Origin of the sequence: Nocardiopsis mwathae, assembly GCF_014201195.1 — a bacterium.
Classification (GTDB): Bacteria; Actinomycetota; Actinomycetes; order Streptosporangiales; family Streptosporangiaceae; genus Nocardiopsis_C; species Nocardiopsis_C mwathae.
In genome coordinates, this window is the sequence record NZ_JACHDS010000001.1 from 5,725,466 (window position 1) to 5,741,045 (window position 15,580).

Annotated in this window: 15 protein-coding genes; 10 read left to right on the forward strand and 5 right to left on the reverse strand. The window is 71.9% G+C overall.

The genetic code is table 11. From position 1 onward, the window contains the following. Positions 1-538: 538 nt before the first annotated feature. The gene (locus HNR23_RS25165) at positions 539-910 is read left to right on the forward strand and encodes a helix-turn-helix domain-containing protein (protein ID WP_221308246.1); all 372 of its coding nucleotides are present in this window, start codon (positions 539-541) and stop codon (positions 908-910) included. A 79-nt stretch (positions 911-989) separates the two neighbouring features. Here the strand turns inward: HNR23_RS25165 and HNR23_RS25170 are convergent, their stop codons facing one another. Further along, positions 990-2,372 carry a family 4 glycosyl hydrolase gene (locus HNR23_RS25170; protein WP_184079369.1) on the reverse strand — a complete coding sequence of 461 codons (1,383 nt, stop codon included), beginning with the start codon at positions 2,370-2,372 and terminating at the stop codon, positions 990-992. Positions 2,373-2,530: 158 nt separating this feature from the next. Here HNR23_RS25170 and HNR23_RS25175 point away from each other — a divergent pair, with 158 nt between their 5' ends. Next, positions 2,531-3,682, forward strand: a complete 1,152-nt coding sequence (locus HNR23_RS25175) for a carbohydrate kinase family protein (protein ID WP_184079371.1) — start codon at positions 2,531-2,533, stop codon at positions 3,680-3,682. An 85-nt stretch (positions 3,683-3,767) separates the two neighbouring features. Here HNR23_RS25175 and HNR23_RS25180 read toward each other — a convergent pair whose 3' ends face one another. Both HNR23_RS25180 and HNR23_RS25185 read right to left on the reverse strand, forming a co-directional pair. Continuing rightward, complete coding sequence (locus HNR23_RS25180; protein ID WP_184079374.1) at positions 3,768-5,594, reverse strand: BCCT family transporter; 1,827 nt, start codon at positions 5,592-5,594, stop codon at positions 3,768-3,770. A 304-nt stretch (positions 5,595-5,898) separates the two neighbouring features. Beyond that, on the reverse strand, positions 5,899-6,744 hold the full coding sequence (locus HNR23_RS25185; protein ID WP_184079376.1) for an exonuclease domain-containing protein: 846 nt from the start codon (positions 6,742-6,744) through the stop codon (positions 5,899-5,901). Between the two features lie 249 nt (positions 6,745-6,993). Between HNR23_RS25185 and HNR23_RS25190 the strand changes: the two genes are divergently transcribed. Then, positions 6,994-7,233 carry a hypothetical protein gene (locus HNR23_RS25190; protein ID WP_184079378.1) on the forward strand — a complete coding sequence of 80 codons (240 nt, stop codon included), beginning with the start codon at positions 6,994-6,996 and terminating at the stop codon, positions 7,231-7,233. Positions 7,234-7,348: 115 nt separating this feature from the next. Beyond that, complete coding sequence (locus HNR23_RS25195; protein WP_184079380.1) at positions 7,349-7,723, forward strand: hypothetical protein; 375 nt, start codon at positions 7,349-7,351, stop codon at positions 7,721-7,723. A gap of 20 nt (positions 7,724-7,743) precedes the next feature. Here HNR23_RS25195 and HNR23_RS25200 read toward each other — a convergent pair whose 3' ends face one another. Then, positions 7,744-8,442: a hypothetical protein gene (locus tag HNR23_RS25200; protein ID WP_184079382.1), complete on the reverse strand. Its 699-nt coding sequence runs from the start codon at positions 8,440-8,442 to the stop codon at positions 7,744-7,746. Between the two features lie 606 nt (positions 8,443-9,048). Here HNR23_RS25200 and HNR23_RS25205 point away from each other — a divergent pair. Further along, complete coding sequence (locus HNR23_RS25205; RefSeq protein WP_184080914.1) at positions 9,049-9,270, forward strand: hypothetical protein; 222 nt, start codon at positions 9,049-9,051, stop codon at positions 9,268-9,270. 252 nt (positions 9,271-9,522) lie between these two features. Continuing rightward, positions 9,523-10,194 carry an RNA polymerase sigma factor gene (locus tag HNR23_RS25210; RefSeq protein ID WP_184079384.1) on the forward strand — a complete coding sequence of 224 codons (672 nt, stop codon included), beginning with the start codon at positions 9,523-9,525 and terminating at the stop codon, positions 10,192-10,194. A gap of 172 nt (positions 10,195-10,366) precedes the next feature. Here the strand turns inward: HNR23_RS25210 and HNR23_RS25215 are convergent, their stop codons facing one another. Then, a complete protein-coding gene (locus HNR23_RS25215) occupies positions 10,367-10,882 on the reverse strand; it encodes an inorganic diphosphatase (RefSeq protein WP_184079386.1) in 516 nt (171 codons plus the stop codon). 119 nt (positions 10,883-11,001) lie between these two features. On the opposite strand from HNR23_RS25215, the gene dacB reads away from it, so the two are divergent. From dacB to hpt, 4 genes are all read left to right on the forward strand, one after another. Continuing rightward, positions 11,002-12,321 (forward strand): D-alanyl-D-alanine carboxypeptidase/D-alanyl-D-alanine endopeptidase, encoded by a 1,320-nt coding sequence (gene dacB / locus HNR23_RS25220; RefSeq protein ID WP_184079388.1) that lies wholly within the window; start codon positions 11,002-11,004, stop codon positions 12,319-12,321. Positions 12,322-12,402: 81 nt separating this feature from the next. Next, positions 12,403-13,551 carry a zinc-dependent metalloprotease gene (locus tag HNR23_RS25225; RefSeq protein WP_221308956.1) on the forward strand — a complete coding sequence of 383 codons (1,149 nt, stop codon included), beginning with the start codon at positions 12,403-12,405 and terminating at the stop codon, positions 13,549-13,551. A 130-nt stretch (positions 13,552-13,681) separates the two neighbouring features. Next, on the forward strand, positions 13,682-14,746 hold the full coding sequence (tilS, locus tag HNR23_RS25230; protein ID WP_184079392.1) for a tRNA lysidine(34) synthetase TilS: 1,065 nt from the start codon (positions 13,682-13,684) through the stop codon (positions 14,744-14,746). 179 nt (positions 14,747-14,925) lie between these two features. Beyond that, positions 14,926-15,480, forward strand: coding sequence for a hypoxanthine phosphoribosyltransferase (hpt, locus tag HNR23_RS25235; RefSeq protein ID WP_184079394.1), 555 nt, complete (start codon positions 14,926-14,928; stop codon positions 15,478-15,480). The last annotated feature ends 100 nt before the right edge of the window (positions 15,481-15,580 follow it).

Here is a 15,580-nt window from a genome sequence, read left to right on the forward strand (position 1 = left end):
TCGGTTCTCCGAATCCCGGGTGCATCGTCCGGCTATCTAGACAAGAGGCGCCATTCGTCCCATTTTTGGTGATCTGAGATTTCACTTGGAAATCCCTCGGGTTCGGCTGTGCCGTTGACGGTTCAACGACCAGCTCGTGCGCGGACGTGCGGATTGCGCGGATTTCCTGATATCGCCTTGCTCGGGCCGAGATGTGATTGCAACCCGGCCGATGGGTGCGATAGTTTGCTGAGCACCGGGCCGGGACATGCCGGATGTGGCCGAGGGATCCTCCGACATCGAGAGGCGGTCGGCCACCGGCCCGAGGATGGCCCTCCCCATCGCAGGCGAGGAAGATCTGCCGCTTTTGGGCGAACTTGAGGGAATCCTGGTATCGCGCAGACGATATCTAAACTGCTTAGTAGGATCGCGGTCGAACACGATGAAAAAGGCCCCGACTCGCTGCCGGTGCGCCAACACCGGCCGACATCGGGGCGCGGAACGATCCGTTGCACCAGAGAATTCAGCCGAGAAAATCTGCAGAACAGGAGCGTTCGCCTTGAACGATAGCATTCCGGGTCACGCCGGGGGAAGCCGCCGTGCCCAAGCCGAGAAACCCTATTTCGGTGTCGTCCGTGTCGACGGCCGCAGCTACCACTTCTTCGGTCCGGGGCGGCACGCACCGGTCTACGTGCACAGTGAGGGCAAAGGGTCGCAGTGGCTTCTCACCGTCGACGACACCGCGCGCGAGCTCAACGTGTCCCGCAGGACCGTCTACGAGCTCATCACCCGCGGCGAACTCGCCTCCGTCCAGATTCGCCGCTGCCGACGCGTCGCCATGAGCGCGATCCTCGACTACCTCGACCGCCGCAGCGCCGGACCCGTGCCGCGCCGCGACGGTGACGGCTGCGGTGGCGCGCATCGGACCTGAGGCCCGGGGCGGGCGCACCGCCCCGCACACGCCGCCGGTCGGCCGGGCCCGCCCGAGGGGCCCGGCCGACCGGGCACCGTCACGCCCGGACCAGCACACTTCCCAGTTCTGGAAACGCCTCCGTGTACCCGTCGAGCAGGGCACGTGCGGTGGTGACCGAGTCCACCAGGGGGTGGGTGGCGAACGCGCGCAGGGCCGGGGTGCGGGAGCCCGTGCGGACCGCCTCGACCACCTCGCGCTCCACCGCCTTCACCGCCTGCACCAGCCCCGCCTGGTGCCCGGTCAAGGGCGCCGCCGCCAGCGGGCGCGCCCCGCTCGCGTCGACGAGGCACGGCACCTCCACCACGGCATCGGCGTCCACACAGGCCAGCGCGCCCCGGTTCGGGACGTTGACGATCAGCCGCGCCGGCTCGTCGCGGGCCACCGCCCGCATCACCGCCAGGGCCACCCGCTCGTATCCGCCGCCGTCGAGATCCTCCGCGTCGCGCTCCACGCCCCCGGCCGCGCGGCGGTTGTCGGCCATGTAGCCGGCCTCCCGCTCCAGCCGGGCCGCCTCCCACAGCGCCAGCGCGTCCGCCGGGCGTGCGGCCGCCTCGCGGTAGAACGCCGTCTGCTGCCCGACGAGCTCCTCGCCGCGGGTCCGTCCGCCCTCCGCGAGCGTCCGGGCCATCGCGGCATGGGCCTCGCGTGCCATGTAGTAGTAGTGCAGGTACTCGTTGGGCACACAACCCAGGGCGCGCAGCCACCGCGCACCGAACAGCCGCCCCTCCTCGAAGGAGGCCAGCGCGCCGTCGTCGGCCAGCAGCCCGGGCATCCGGTCCCGGCCGTCGGCCCGCAGTCCGCGCAGCCAGCCCAGGTGGTTGAGGCCCGCGTAGTCGGCATGCACCCGGGCCGGGTCCAGCCCCAGGGCCCGCGCCGCCCGGCGGGCCAGCCCGACGGGGGAGTCGCAGATCCCGATGACACGGTCGCCCAGCACCCCGGCCATCGCCTCGGTGACCAGCCCGGCCGGGTTGGTGAAGTTGACCACCCAGGCGTCCGGGGCATGCTCGGCGACGGTCCGGGCGAACCGCAGCGCCACCGGCAGGGTGCGCAGCCCGTAGCTGATGCCCCCGGCCCCGACGGTCTCCTGGCCGATCACGCCCGCGTCCAGCGCGACGCGTTCGTCGAGCACCCGCCCGGCCATGCCGCCCACCCGGATCGCGGAGAACACCATGTCGGCGCCGCGCACCGCGGCCACCGGGTCGGTCTCGGCGCGCAGGACCGGCGCGGGTGCGCCGTGCTCCGCGGGGTGGGCGTCGCGCTGCCGCTCCAGGACCGCGCCGATGGCACGCAGCCGCTGCTCGTCGGTGTCGAACAGCACCAGCTCGGAGATGACCGCCGTCCCGAGGGCCGCGTCGTCGAGCAGCGCCCGGTGCACGAGCGGGACCCGGAACCCGCCCCCGCCGAGGATCGTCAACCGCACACATACCTCCCTCTCGCCCCCGTCGACCTCGGGGATGGCGATCGGATACCGGCCATTATCCGGTCGATGTCCCCGAGATCAACGGTAGGGGTGCGGGGAGGTTGACGGGCTGCGTACGCTGCACAGTTAACGACACTGATCAGGGCGAGGGACCGGCGATGGCGACGCGGGAAGAGCAGGAGGCACGGCGGGAGACGGCTTACGGCCGGTTGGAGTCCGCGCCGCTGGTCGGCGAGCGGCACGACGTGCTCGCCGCGGAGCGGGAGCCCGACAGCCCCGCGGTGGATCTCGCCCTCAGCGGCACCGTCTTCTTCGACATCGTGCTGACCGGGCTGGCCGCCCCGCCGGCGTCGGGAACCGAGGTCGCCGCCGACGGCATGGGCTCGTGCCCCGGCGGGGTGGCCAACCTGGCCGTGGCCGCCTCGCGTCTGGGCCTGCGCACGGCGGTCGCGGCCGCGTTCGGGGAGGACGTCTACGGCGACTTCTCCTGGGACATCCTGCAGGAGCAGGAGAAGGTGGACCTGACGGCGTCACGGCGCATCCCCGACTGGCACTCGCCGTTCACGGTGTCGCTCGCCTTCGGAGGCGACCGCAGCCTGGTCACCCACGAGCACCCCTCGCCGATCCCGCTGGCCGACATGGCCCGCGCCCTGCCCCCGGCCCGCGGGGCGTTCGTCAGCCTGGAGGCGGGCAGCAGCGTGCCCGAGTGGGCGCTGCGGCAGGCCGCGCACGGCGCCAAGCTCTTCGCCGACGTCGGGTGGGATGACAGCCAGTCGTGGTGCTCCTCGGTACTGCGGCAGCTGGAGCACTGCCACGCGTTCGTGCCCAACGCCATCGAGGCGATGTCCTACACCCGCACCGGCAGCCCGGCCTCGGCACTGGCGGCACTGGCCGAGCACGTTCCGGTGGCGGTGGTGACCGACGGCCCGCGCGGCGCCTACGCCGTCGACCAGACCACGGGCGAGAGCGCCGAGGTGGAGGGTGTGGTGATCGAGGCGATCGACACCACCGGCGCGGGCGACGTGTTCGGCTCGGCGTTCATCGTCGGCACGCTGGCGGGCTGGCCGCTGGAGCAGCGGCTGCGGTTCGCGAACCTCTCGGCGGCGCTGTCGGTGCAGCACACCGGGGGGTCGCTCTCGGCGCCGGGCTGGGCGGACATCGCCGCCTGGTGGGTGCGGGTGAGCGCCGGGCACAGCGAGGCCGACCGGAAGCTGGCCCGGGACTACGGCTTCCTCGCCGACCTGGTGCCCCGCGGCTGGCTGCCCACCGACCAGCGGAGGGCCAGCGCCACCATCGGTCGGCGCCCCTGAGCCCGGACGAACGGCGCGCGCCTCCCGCCGGCCCCAGGGAAGGGGCGCGGCGGGAGGCGCGCGCAGTGGGAACCCGACGTGCCGGTCAGCCGCCCGTCGCCGTGTAGGCGGGGGCGCGGCCGTCCGGGGAAGGCCCGCCGCCCGGCGCGGCCTCCGTAGTCTCGGGGGTCTCCTCCGTGGCGGAGATCTCCAGCTGGAACTCGCCGTCGTGGTCCTGCGCACCGGCGATGACCGCCGCGGTCACGACCTCCTCGCCCTTGGCCGAGCGCAGCACCATCGGGTCGCGGCGCAGGTCGCGGACGAGCGCGACGCACATCAGCACGATGATCACGGTGAACGGCGCCGCCACGATGATCGTGAGGTTCTGCAGGCCGGTCAGCGCGTCACTGCCGCCGAGCAGCATCATGATCGCCGCGACACCGCCCATCATCAGGCCCCAGAACACCGTGACCTTGCGCTGCGGGCGGATCGCACCGCGCTGCGACATCGTGCCCATGACGATGGACGCCGAGTCGGCCCCGGTGATGAAGAAGATCCCGATGAGCACGATCGTGAGCAGCATCATGAACGTGGGCGCCGGGTACTGCTGCAGCAGGGCGAACAGCTGCGCCTCGGCACCGTCCGCACCGGAGACCCCGGTGCCGTTCTGCTCCATGCTCAGCGCGGAGCCGCCCATGACGCAGAACCAGGTCAGGCTGAGCGCGCTCGGCACCAGGATGACGCCGCCGATGAACTGGCGGATGGTCCGGCCGCGGCTGATGCGCGCGATGAACATGCCGACGAACGGCGACCAGGAGATCCACCACGCCCAGTAGAAGATCGTCCAGCCCGACAGCCACGCCTCGGTGTCGGCGCCGCCCACGTCGGCGGTCCGCGACGACATGGAGAACAGCTCGTTGATGTAGGAGCCGATGGCGGTCGGGAACAGGTTGAAGATGAAGACCGTCGACCCGGCGATGAGCAGGAAGAACAGCAGCAGGAACGCCAGGATGAGGTTGGTGTTGGACAGCCACTGGATGCCCTTGGCGACACCCGAGACCGCCGAGAGCAGGAAGCAGACCATCAGCACACCGATGACGCTGATCAGCACCGGGTTGCTGATGCCGTCGACAAGGCCGAGCTCGGTGAGGCCCCCGGCGATCTGCAGGGTGCCGATGCCGAGCGACGCCGCGGTCCCGAACAGGGTCGCGAACAGGGCGAAGATGTCGATGACCCGACCCACGGCCCCGTTGGCGTGCCGCTCACCGATGAGCGGGGTGAACGCGGCGCTGATGAGCTGGCCGCGGCCGCGCCGGAAGGCGCCGTAGGCGATCGCCAGGCCGACGACCGCGTAGATCGACCACGGGTGCAGGGTCCAGTGGAACAGCGTCGTGGCCATGGCGTGCTCCAGGGCCTGGCCCTGGACCGCGGCCTCGGCCTCCGGGGCGGAGGCGCCCGTGAAGTAGGTGACGGGCTCGGTGCCCGGAGGGGCCGTGAGGTAGTGCGAGATCGGCTCGCTGACGCCGTAGAAGACCAGGCCGATGCCCATTCCGGCGCCGAACATCATGGCGATCCAGGACAGGGTGCGGAACTCCGGTGCCTCGTCGTCGCGGCCCAGGCGGATGTTGCCGTACCTACTGAAGGCCAGCCACAGCGCGAAGACCACGAACCCGGAGGCCGCCAGGACGAACCCCCAGCCGGCGTTGTGGATGAGGGCTTCCATGGCGCTCGCCGACAGCTTTCCCAGCGAGTCGCGGGCGGTCACACCCCAGGCGAGGAAGGCGAGGGCGAGCACCGCCGAGACACCGAACACGATGCGGTCGGTCTTGGGGGCGCGGTCCGCCTTGGAGGTCTCCGGGGGTTCCCAGAGCAGGTCCTCGGTGGTGATCTCGCCGGTGGTGGTTTGGGAGTTGCTTCCGTTCTCTAACGCCACTGTGAAACGACGCCCCGTTCAGGCGCGCCTCCTCCTTTTCGTCGGCTTGCAACCGAACGCGATCCTCGGCCGTGCGCGCGAGGGGGGAGGGCGCAGAGCGGGTGCGCTCGGTGCCTCGGTCGAGGCGGGGGCGAACGGCCCCGGTGTGCGCCCGCGGGGCACGTCGACTCCGCGGACACACGGCTAAGCCCGGAGCAGCGCTCCGGGCGGGCCACATTTCAGACTAAGGGGTGAATAAGTAAAGGGGTGACAGAGGGGGTGCCCAGGCCGTGTCCGCGCAGCTACGGGGCACCCGCGGCCGCGATCACTCGGGCGCGGAGGGCCAGGCGCCGTCGATCACCCGGCCGTGGCCGGGCTTGGTCCGGTCGAGCCACTCCTGGCGGCTGCGCGCATAGGCGGCGGCCCACTCGACCTGCCGGGCGTGCAGGTCGGCCAGGCTCAGCGCGGCGACGTCGGGGTGGCGGGCGCCGATCTCGCGGGCCAGGGCCAGGCACGCGGCGGCGTCGTCCTGGGCGGTGTGCGCGTCGCCCTGGTCCACGCCGTAGTACGCGCACATCGCGGCGAGGTTGCGCGGACCCCGGCGGTAGGGGTCGATGCCGCGGTCGATGACCAGCGGGTCGATGATCGGGCAGGGTTCCCCGGACAGCCGCTCGGCCAGCGATTTCAGGCCGTGCCGCCGCAGTTCGGCGGTGAGTACACCGAGGTCGTAGGGGGCGTTGAAGATCACCAGGCCGCGTCCGGCGAGCAGGTGCTCGGTGAGGCACTCGGCGATCTCGGCCAGCACCTCCTCGGCTGGGGCGCCCTCGGCCCGCGCGCGCTCGTTGGTGATTCCGTGCACATCGATGGCGTCCTGCGGGATCTCCCGTTCCCCGGGGTCGGCCAGCCAGGTGCGGGCGGCTCCGGAGGGCGGCATCAGCGCCGCGGACACCAGGAACGCCGCCCGCGGGTCGTTGGAGGAGGTCTCGCAGTCGTAGCCGGCCAGCTCGCCGCTGTGCCAGCCCAGGTGGTCGCCGCGCGGGGGCGGGGTGGGACGCGGCTCGTGCTCGGTGCAGTAGGTGCGCCACCGCCCGCCCTCCTTGAGGACGACGCCGTCCCCCACGGCGACACCCGCCCCGCAGGTGGTGCAGGTGCCGGGGTAGCGGTTGCGCATGGTCTTCTCCGTCCGTGCCGAATCGCGGGTGGGCCCGCGCCGCGCGGCCGTCCGATCGCCTTGCCGCCGGGCGGATCACGGCAATCCTAGCCGCGGGCTGCGACGGTCCACCGGGAATTCGTTGACGCGGCCCTGACATGGGGCCCTGTTCACGCGGGTAAGCACCTGTAACGCGTCAAGGAGCGCGCACCGGTGGCCCCACGGGGCACACCGGGCGCGCGTGCCCGACCGCCGAGGGAAGGGGAGAACATGAGCCTGGAGGAGGCAGGGCGCCAGTTGGAGGCGGCCATCCACGACGCCCGTGTGTCGTTCGACTGCATCGCACTGGACGAACTGGAGCGGGCGCACACCAGTGCCATCACCGCCCGCGCCGCGGTCGATGCGGCCGAATACGCGATCAGGGTCGCGGTCGAGCGGCAGCAGGCCGAGGAGGAACGAGGGGACCGCCAGGAGGGGCAGGACGCCGGATCCCCCACCACCGACCACTGACCCCTACCCGCCCCGGCGAAGCCCCCGTCCGTGCACCCGAGGTCAATGGACGGGGGCTTCGCCGGGGCGGGGGAGAAAATCGAACAGGTGTTCGCACCTTGGGTATGCTGGAGGTATGACCGACCAGCAGTTGTCCGCGGACTGGCCGGCGAGCGTGCACCCGCCGGGATCGGAGTCGTTCGAACAGACGGCGGTCGTGTGGCTGTTCGATCATGTCCCGGCCGACTACCGCCTGCACGGAGTCCTGCGCCGCCACCCGGTGGCGCTCTCCCGCCTGGCCCGGCGGCATGTCGCAGCGTCCCTCGAAGGGGCCCGCCAGGGCTACCGCACCGCCCGGGTCGACCTGCGCGACCACCTCCCGCCGCACGCCATCGACCAGGTGATGAACGCCTACCGCTCCGAAGGCCAGCGGATGGCCGCCCTGCTCCGCTCGATCGAAGTCGTCGACGACGCACTGCGCGCCGCCACCGCCGCCCCTGAGGCCGGGTGAGAGCGGCCGCGGGCGCCGGTTCAGGCGAGGACGCGGACGGCCAGGACCGGAACGGAACCCGTGTTGACCAGCCGGTGGCCGTGCGGGGCGCCCAGGAGGCGGGTGGTTCCGCCCGGCAGGGGGCGGACCCCCGGTTCATCGGGGCCGTGCGTGACCAGTTCGGCCTCACCGTGGACCAGGTGGAGGGCGACAGCGCGGCGGGCGGCCGGGCGGTGGGGGCGGCCGGGGAGCTCCGCGGATTCGCCCGGCCCCAGGGCGGCGACCTCCACCCGCAGCCCGCGGGGCGCCGCGCGGCGGGCCGGGCGGGGAGCCGGGTACCAGTGGCCGCGGTGCCGCCGGAAACGGCGGGACGTCGAGGAAGGGGCGAGCGCCAGCGCCGCCGCCGCGGCCCGCGCCGCGGCCACCAGGCGCCCGGCCGTCACGAGCGGGCGCGGGCTGAGGTGCGGGTAGCCGGAGGGGCGCCCGGCAAGGGCGATGTCCCCGATGCCGTCGACACCCTCCTTCGCCGTGCTCGCGCTCCCCGCCCGCCGCACCGCAGGTGGGTGGGACACGTCGGCCGGGACGGCCGGCCGCCCACCGGGTACGGCGGGAGCGGGTGCGACCGCGGTCAGCAGCGGAGGCTGCCCGTCGCCGATCGCGGTATGCCGGTCGGGTACGGCGGGCGCGGAGACGGTGGCCGAAGCGGCGGCGGAAACGGAGACGGAAACACTGTGCGACACCGGAAGTCGGTCCTTCGTTGCGCGGCCGCCGGGCGACGCGGGCCTGGCGGCGAAAGAAGCCAAAGAGTGCGGGCGGTCCCCATCCGGCACGGGTCGGCGCACGAGTGCGCGGATCGGCGGTGGGATGGCGGACGCGCGGGACGGCGCGGGGCGCGTCACGGCAGGGGCGTCGGATGAGCCCCGATCGTCGTCAGCTGCCGGTGGTCAGCGGCGACACGTCGGACACAGACAGCGCGCACCGGTCGCACGGCGGAGGGCCGTGGGGGCCGGACGGGCCTCGACCTGTCGAACCAGGTGGGTGCGCGGATACATGTGACAAAGGAGACCAAGTCGCGGGTGACGGTGTCAAGCGGTTCGCCGATATCGGGGTGTCGGGTCTGTCACCTGTGCGGACTTCGTCCGGATCGCGCCCCGGGAACGGAACCGCGCTCGCCCCCGGGGCTCGCCGCCTCCGGCGGCGGTGGCGATGTCCCGGAAATCGGCGGGTGCGGTGCGGTGGGGCGGGTGCCGCGGCGTAGGTTCGGGAATGCGTTTTCGTCCGGCCGAAACGGCCGGGAAGCGGTGCTGCGGACGAAGCGGTGAGCGGACGGCTGTCGGAGGTGGCCAGTGCGGGACGGACATCGTCCGATCCGCCCCGGCGGAGCCGGGGGTTCCGCCGATGTGCCCGAGGCGCGCCTGGTCCGGATACTCGTGCGTGCCCTGGTCGTGGCCGCCGCGGGAATCATGGCGACCGGCTTCTTCCATTGGCGGGCCGGACTGCTGGTGGCGGTGTTGACCGCGATCACGGCCGTGCTGCTGGCGCGGCGGCACAAGGCACCCCCTCCGTAAGCGACCGAAAATCCTTACCTCTGCGGGAGAGGAGACGAGCGTCGCAGAGGTCGACATCGGCCCTTCCGGCCGTTCCCGAGCATGGGCCGCCTCCCGGCGGGTACGGGAGGACCTGCACCGATTCCACGTAGGGCGGGGTTTTTGTACCACTGCGTGGTGGCCAGCTGCGGTTCGTGGTAAAGGTCGTGAATCGCTACGAATTTTGGCAGAGGCGGTTACCGGCCCGCGAAGAGAGGCCTAGATTCTAGGAATATGACGGACCAGGACCTTGTCCACGCCCTGCGATCCAACAGGATTCAACCGTCCGACGCCTACGCTCGGCTCTATGACGCCTACGGTGAGGAGCTTTATCGCGAATGCTGGGTGTCGCTGCGTGACACCGACATGGCGCATACGGTTCTTCGCGACACGTTCATCGTGGCCAGGGCGCATATCGACCGGCTTTCCGATACCACGCGCCTGCGGGAATGGCTGATCGCCATCGCCCGCGCGGAATGTGCGCGGCATCCGCGCACCGCCCGTGCGCATGCGGCCGCGGTCGCCTCATCGAGGGCATCCGGCACGGCGCCCGCGCCCGTGGCCGGGCCACTCGGCGACGAATGCGACGACGGCTTCGGCACCGAAACCGATTCCTGCCGCCGCCCGCCGTGCCTGCGCCTGCGAGTCCTGAGCGGCGTCACCGGGCCGGACCTCTCCGGCTACCGCGCGCATATCGCCGAACGCGCCGACTCCTTCGACCGCGGCGGATTCCCCGTCCCGCCCTCGCAGCAGTGCCCCGACACCCTGTCCTCCCGGTTGGTCCCGGGCCTCATCCTCGCCGCCTGCGCGCTGCTCATCCTCGTACTGGTCGTCTACGTCTGTGTCCGGACGACCCCGGCTCCCATGCCCTGGCCGCTCGACCCCCTCGTGACGATGTCGGGCTGACCCGGTTCCCCCGAACCCCGATCGACGGCGCGCGGCGACACGCCCGGGTGTCCGGGATGCCCGGATAATCACCCGACAGAACACCGCGAACATGCCGCGGCCCGGTGGGGGCACCCCCACCGGGCCGCGATCGGCACGTCGAAACCCCTCCGAGGCTCGCCCTGCCGGAGGACTACTCGCCGCCGTGCGCGGTGCCGCCGTGCGCACCGTGCTCCTCGGCGCGCTTCACCGAGGCCAGCACCTCCTGCTCGGCCTCGTGGCGGCCCACCCACGTCGAGCCCTCGACGGACTTCCCGGGCTCCAGGTCCTTGTAGACCGTGAAGAAGTGCTCGATCTCAAGGCGCTCGAACTCGTTCACGTGGTGAATGTCACGGAGGTGCTCCATGCGCGGGTCCGTGGAGGGCACACACAGCACCTTGTCGTCGCCGCCGGCCTCGTCGCGCATCCGGAACATACCGATGGCGCGGCACTTGATCAGGCAGCCCGGGAACGTCGGCTGCTTCAGCAGGACGAGAGCGTCCAGCGGGTCGCCGTCCTCACCCAGAGTGCCGTCGATGAAGCCGTAATCGGCCGGGTAACTCGTCGAGGTGAACAGCATCCGGTCGAGACGGATCCGGCCCGTTTCGTGATCCATCTCATACTTGTTGCGCTCGCCCTTGGGGATCTCGATGGTGACGTCGAATTCCATGCTGATCTCGGCTTCCCTTACGACTAGTGTCGTTATGTCAGTACACGTTTTTCGCGATGCCGAAGGAAGGCGGTGCCGGGGTGCGGCAGGTACGGGCCCGAGCTCTCCTTGCCTTGGCCATGCTCAACATATTCGTGCTGGTGGCAGGCGTGGTCGCGGTGGATGTGCTCAAGTCCCGGCCATCGGCGACCATGCCTTACCCTGTGGCCCTCGCGGAGGAGGCCCCCGCATCGGCCGGGTCGGACGCCGACCCGATCAGCCCTGATCGGCTCGCGGACAAGCTCGATGATCGCATGTCCGACTCCGACCTGAGTGACGGACTCTCCGCTTTCGTCACGGATGCGGCCACAGGCACCGTTCTCTTCCAGAAGGACGCGGGCGAGGCGAGAATTCCCGCGTCCACCACCAAGATCGTCACCGCGATCACCGCACTCGACGTGCTCGGCCCCGACGCGCACCTGCGCACCACCGCCGTCCGCGACGGCGGGACCGTCATCCTCGTCGGCGCCGGCGACCCCATGCTCACCGAGCGCAACGCGCCCGATGACTACCCGCAGATGGCGAGCCTGGAAGAGCTGGCCGACCGCACCGCCGAGGCGCTGCGCGGCGACGGCGTCGACAGCGTGCGCCTCGCCTACGACGACTCGCTCTACACCGGCCCCGCCGAGGGCCCGGACTGGAAGCCGAGCTACATCTGGGACGGCAATGTCGCCAAGGTCACCGCGCTGATGGTGGACGGCGGCCGCACCAAGAAGCAGGTGAACTACAGCGAGCGGGTCGACGACCCGCCGCGCGCCGCCGCCGACGCGTTCGCCCGCCGCCTGCGCGACGCCGGGGTGCGGGTCGAAGGCCGCCCCTCCCCGGCCGAGGCCCCCGCCGACGCCGAGGAGCTGGCCGCCGTCGGCTCCGCGTCGATCTCGGCGCTGGTCGAGCGGATGATGCTGGACAGCGACAACAACATCGCCGAGGCTCTGTTCCGGCAGGTCGCGCTGGCCAAGGGGGAGGAGGTCTCGTTCTCCGGGGCCTCGCGGGCCGTCGGTCGGGTGATGGCGGACTTCGGCGTGTCGGGTGTGCACGTCGAGGACGGCAGCGGCCTGACCCGCAACAACAGGATCAGCCCCAAGGCCCTGGTCGAGCTGCTGGAGATCGCGGCCGACCCGCAGCACCCGGAGTTGCGCGCCACGATCACCGGCCTGCCCACCGCGCACTTCAGCGGGTCGCTGCACGACCGCTACTCCGCCGACAGCGGCTCGGCGGCCGGCGCCGGGCTGGTCCGCGGCAAGACCGGCACGCTCAACGGCGTGAGCGCGCTGGCGGGGACCGTGCACGCGCGCGACGGCCGCCTGGTGCTCTACGCCTTCGTCGCCAACGACGAAGCGGCCGCGGGCCGAACGCTGGACACCTTCACCTCGGCGATCGCGGAGTGCGGCTGCACGTAGGGGGTAGCCCTGAGGAAACCCCGAAATCGAAGCGGGGCCCGCCTTCGGCGGTAGAGCAATGGGTACGGTGAGAGCGTGAGCCTGATCGACTGGGACGTAGCCGTCAACACCGGAATCCGCCTCGTGCGCCCCGGCCCGCAAGTGGACCTCGCCGACGCCCGCCAAGCGGTGGCGCAGCTGCGCGAGCTGTCCGTGACCGCCCAGGGCCATGTGCGCGACTTCACCGGAATGCAGCCCCTTGAACCGGCCGGGCCGGCGGTCATCGTCGACCGTCCCGGTTGGATCAAGGCCAACGTCGAGGGGTTCCGCGTCGTGCTGGAACCCATGCTCGACCGCCTCGGCTCGGAGAAGCTGGGCAACAACACGGCCGCCTCCATCACCTCGGCGGTGGGATCCCGGGTCACCGGGGTCCAGCTCGGTGCCGTGCTGTCCTACCTCGCCGGGCGCGTGCTCGGCCAGTACGAGCTCTTCCTGCCGCCGGACCCCGACGGCACCGCCCCGACCGGCCGCCTCACCCTGGTCGCCCCCAACATCGTGCACACCGAGCGGGAGCTCGACGTCGACCCGCGCGACTTCCGGCTCTGGGTCTGCCTGCACGAGGAGACCCACCGCACCCAGTTCACCTCCACCCCCTGGCTGCGCGAGTACGTACAGAAGCAGATGCAGGAGCTGCTGCTCGCCTCCAACGTGGACGCGGCCGAGTTCCTCGACCGGCTGCGCGCCGCGGGCGAGGCCGTCGCCGAGGTCGTGCGCGGCGGCGAGGGCAACCTCATCGAGGTCTTCCAGACCGACGAGCAGGGCGAGATCCTGGAGCGCATCACCGCGGTCATGACGCTGGCCGAGGGCCACGGCGACTACGTGATGGACGCGGTCGGCCCTGAGGTCGTGCCCTCGGTCGCGGAGATCCGCCGCCGTTTCCAGCGCCGCCGCGAGGGGGCCAACCGGATCGACAAGATCATCCGCCAGCTGCTCGGCCTCGACCTCAAGATGAAGCAGTACGAGGAGGGCGCGGCGTTCGTCCGCCAGGTCGTCACGCAGGTGGGCATGGCCGACTTCAACCGGGTGTGGGAGTCGCCCGAGACCCTGCCGACGATGACGGAGATCCGCGCGCCGGAACTGTGGATCAACCGCGTCGTGCGCGGGGCCGAGCTGCCCCCGTCGCCTGAGGGCAACGGTCAGGTGCCTGCGCCGCCACAGCAGCGCTCGGGGGACGGCCCCGGGGAGGAGTGAGCCGCCGCGCCCGCGTCGATGATCATGGGCACGCATCGGAGGATGCCCGCCCTGTCCGGTCGATCGCGCCCGGTCGGTTTCGTCCGGCCGATGCCGTCCGATCGGTTCCCGTGATCATCCGGTGGAGGCCATGACCGTGCCCGACCCGTCAGCCACCGGCCCCACTGGCCCCGGCGGTCCCGCCGGCGGCGCCCCGCGGCGCCGCCCGGCCCAGCCTCCGCCGGCCGTCGCGACCGCGCGCCGCGCGGTGTGGCGGGCGCTGGCCGCGCCCGGCGGGCCGCAGGCCGGTGACCTCGTCCTCGTCGCGTGCAGCGGTGGGGCCGACTCCCTCGCCCTGGCCGGGGCGGCGGCGTTCGTCGCCCCGCGCAGCGGGCTGCGTATCGGCGGGATCACCGTGGACCACGGGCTGCAGGACGGATCGGCCGAGCGAGCCACCGCCGTCGCCGGCACCCTGCGCGGGCTCGGCCTCGACCCCGTCGAGCAGGTGCGCGTCGACGTCGGAAGCGCGGGCGGCCCCGAGGGCGCCGCCCGCACCGCCCGGTACGCCGCACTCGACGCGGCGGCCGAGCGGCACGGCGCCGCCGCCGTCCTGCTCGGGCACACCCGCGACGACCAGGCCGAGACCGTGCTGCTGGGGCTCGCCCGCGGGTCCGGGGCCCGGTCGCTCTCCGGGATGGCCCCGCGCATCGGCCGCTACCTGCGCCCCTTCCTCGGACTGGACCGTGCCGCCGTCCGCTCGGCCTGCGCCCTGATGGGCTTGGCGGCGTGGGACGACCCGCACAACACCGACCCCGCCTATGCGCGTTCGCGCGTGCGCGCCGCGGCACTGCCGGTGCTGGAGGATGTCCTCGGGCCGGGCATCGCCAAGGCCCTCGCACGCACCGCCGACCTGCTGCGGGACGATGCCGAGGCGCTGGACGCGTGGGCGGGACGGGTCGAGACGGAGGTCCGCGGCCCGGAGGGCGGGCTCGACGTCGGCGCGCTGGAGGCGCTGCCGCGCGCGGTGCGGACCCGGCTGCTGCGGCGTGCCGCGCTCGCGGCCGGGTGCCCGGCGGGCGCCCTGACCGCAGGGCACGTGGCCGAACTCGACCGGTTGGTCACCCACTGGCGTGGCCAGGCACACGTCGACCTCCCCGGCGGCATGCGCGGCCACCGCACCGGCGGAATGATCGCCGTCACCCCCTCCCCCCGCTGATCGCGGGGACACCGACCGGTGTCCTCGCCGCTCTCGGGTCGATGGCCGTGAGGTCGACGGAAGGGGTGGGGATGGGGAGAGCTTTTGACGGTGAGCGGGGTGTATATGGCCCGCGTGGCACCTTCTGCACCTTTATCCTGGTTGCGCATCAGTCCGACGGAGCAGCGAGGCAGTGAAGCGTGGACGCGAAAGACATGGGCGAGGATCTGGAGAAGGTCCTGGTCACCGAGGACGAGATCAAGGCACGGCTGCGCGGGATGGCCGCCGAGATCGACGCCGACTACGCAGGTAAGGAGCTGCTGCTCGTCGGTGTCCTCAAGGGCGCCGTCATGGTGATGGCCGACCTCGCCCGGGAGCTGCACCACGATGCCGAGATGGACTGGATGGCGGTGTCCTCCTACGGCGCCGGCACGACCTCCTCCGGTGTGGTGCGCATCCTCAAGGACCTCGACACCGACATCAAGGACCGCCACGTCCTGATCGTCGAGGACGTCATCGACTCCGGCCTGACCCTGTCCTGGCTGGTCGGCAACCTCAAGTCGCGCGGCCCGGCCTCGGTGGAGATCTGCACGATGGTGCGCAAGCCGCTGGCCTTCAGCGTCGACCTCGACGTCAGGTACATCGGGTTCGACCTGCCCAACGAGTTCATCATCGGCTACGGCCTGGACTACGCGGAGAAGTACCGGAACCTCCCCTTCATCGGTACCCTGGCGCCGCACGTCTACCAGGAGTGAGCGAGCTCACCGTGCGGTACCGCGGCGACCGCGCCGCAGGAGCCGCGCGAACGCGGCACCGTCCGATCACCGGGTGCGCCGGGGAGGACGGGAACAGATC